The following is a 2288-nucleotide window of genomic DNA, read 5'->3' on the forward strand; positions in this document are numbered from 1 at the left end:
CCACCGGACAGTCGGAGAGGATCATGTCGAGCTTGTGCTCGCTCAGCTGCTCCAGCAGCAGTTCATGGGTCGATTCGAAACAGCGCAGATGGATGGAGCCATCATTGGGGATGACAGAGAGCAGCACACGGCTGGCAAGGCGCTTGGAGAGGGCATCGGCGATGCCGACGTCGAACAGGATCTGGCTCTCCTTGCGGTAGTTGACGATATCGAGCATCTCGTAGGAGAGGCTGAACATCTTGTCGGCATAACGAAACACCAGCTGACCCAGCTCGGTCGCCTCTAGGGAGCGCCCCTTGCGTTTGAGCAGCTTGCCACCGAGGCGCTGCTCCAGCAGCTTGATCTGGCCGGTTACAGTCTGCGGGGTCAAAAAAAGGGCTTCCGCTGCCTGGGTAACGGAGCCCTTCTTCTGAGTCATCCAGAAATAGTAGAGATGGTTGTAGTTAAGGTGTGACATCCGATGGGGTTCCCGCTTGACGCGGACTCCGGTAGCAGCTGAGTTCAACCGCCAGAATGTCATACATGTCGCTAACCGAGTCAACCTTGTTCGCGCCAAACTGCTCCATCAGACTGGCCTTGAGGCGTGCCTTGTCCGGCATCCGGTCAGCGCAATAACGCTTGTTGGAGCGCTTGACCATCTCGCCAGCCCGGCTGCTCAGCGCCCGCTCGGAGAAGGTCTCGCCAAAGCGCGCCTTGGCCTGCTTGTCCCCCAGCAGCAGGGCGCTGTCTACCACCCCGTTAAGATAGGCAGAGCAGTTCGCCGAAGTGGCGTCCTGCTTGCAATCCTCCAGCCCGCCGGCCCATGCCGCGGGGCTCAACAACAGCATCAACAACCCTGTATGCAGCTTCATAGTCCCTCCGTACTCTGTTCCCCTTCACCCTTGGGAAGGGCCATGCGCAAGGCCAGATAGCCGACTACCGCCGCCATGGTGGAGCCCACCAGGATCCCGAGGCGAGAGTAGCTGCCGTAATCCAGCCCACCGTGCTCGAAGGCGAGAGACGCGATAAACATCGACATGGTGAACCCGATGCCACAGAGGATGCTGACCGCAAAAATCTGCTTGAAGTTGACCCCGGGCGGCAACTGGGCGATGCCCAGCTTGACCGACAGCCAGCTGATGGTGAACACCCCGAGCGGCTTGCCGATAAACAGCCCCAGCATGATCCCCATAGGTACCGGACTCAGCAGGGAGGAGAGACCAATCCCTTCCAGCGATACCCCTGCGTTGGCAAAGGCAAACAGCGGCAGGATCAGATAGGCACTCCAGGGGTGCAGCTGATGCTCCAGATACTTGAGCGGCGAGGCGTAACGCTTGCCGTTAAGCGGAACCATAAAGCCAACCACCACACCGGCCAACGTCGCGTGAACGCCCGACTTGAGCACCGCAACCCAGAGCACCAGACCGACCAGCATGTAGAGGCTGATCCGATCCTCACCACGGCGATTCATCCAAAGCAGAGTGAGGGTTGCCAGAATACCGATGGCCAGCGCCTCCAGCGACAACTGCTGTGTATAGAAAAGCGCGATGATGATGATGACGCCCAAGTCATCCATTATGGCCAGCGCCAACAGGAATACCTTGAGGCTCACCGGCACCCGCTTGCCGAGCAGCGCCATCACCCCGAGGGCAAAGGCGATATCGGTCGCAGCCGGGATCGCCCAGCCAGCGCGCGCCACGTCGTCCGAATAGTTGAAAAAGGCGTAGATCAAGGCCGGCGCCAGCATGCCGCCCACCGCTGCAATGGCCGGGAAGGTCGCCTGAACCCGGGTCGAGAGCGCCCCTTCCAGCATTTCACGCTTCACTTCCAGACCAACCAGCAGGAAGAAGATCGCCATGAAGCCGTCGTTGATCCAGAGCAGCAGCGGCTTGTTGATGTCGAGGGCCGCGATGCGCACCTGCACCGGCGTGTCGAGAAACGCCTGATACCCGCCAGCCAGCGCGGTATTGGCTAAAATCATTGCCAGCATGGCAGCCATGATCAGAATAATTCCGGAGGCGGCCTCCAGCTTCAGGAACTTTTTGATTACGTCACTCATGGTTAAATTTTCCACCGTATTGCTTTGATTTGAGTCTATATCCTGCAACAACCAATGGAAAATCGTTTCTTGCTGCTCAACACAACGAAAAAACCGAAGGCAAAACAAAACATACCTGCTATAAGCGGGTTTTCACCTCGCCTCTGGCTACCGTCTTATTAATCAATAAAATGAATTTTCAATTATTTAGCTGCATAAAAAAGGCGCCCTGAGGCGCCTTGCTATCAGATGGCGACGGGCGCCTTGATCC

Annotated in this window: 3 protein-coding genes; all 3 read right to left on the reverse strand. The window is 57.7% G+C overall.

From position 1 onward, the window contains the following. Positions 1 to 457: transcriptional activator NhaR (gene nhaR / locus DBR30_RS19765; protein ID WP_181363636.1), on the reverse strand; the 457-nt coding region annotated here is incomplete at its 3' end. Then, a complete protein-coding gene (locus tag DBR30_RS19770; protein ID WP_005348920.1) occupies positions 444 to 851 on the reverse strand; it encodes a hypothetical protein in 408 nt (135 codons plus the stop codon). The genes nhaR and DBR30_RS19770, both read right to left, overlap by 14 nt. Continuing rightward, entirely contained in the window at positions 848 to 2038 is a 1191-nt protein-coding gene (nhaA, locus tag DBR30_RS19775) for a Na+/H+ antiporter NhaA (RefSeq protein WP_108541562.1), read from the reverse strand. The genes DBR30_RS19770 and nhaA overlap by 4 nt, the downstream gene beginning before the upstream one ends. Positions 2039 to 2288 lie beyond the last annotated feature (250 nt).

This window comes from Aeromonas sp. HMWF017 (assembly GCF_003061465.1).
Taxonomy (GTDB): domain Bacteria; phylum Pseudomonadota; class Gammaproteobacteria; order Enterobacterales; family Aeromonadaceae; genus Aeromonas; species Aeromonas veronii.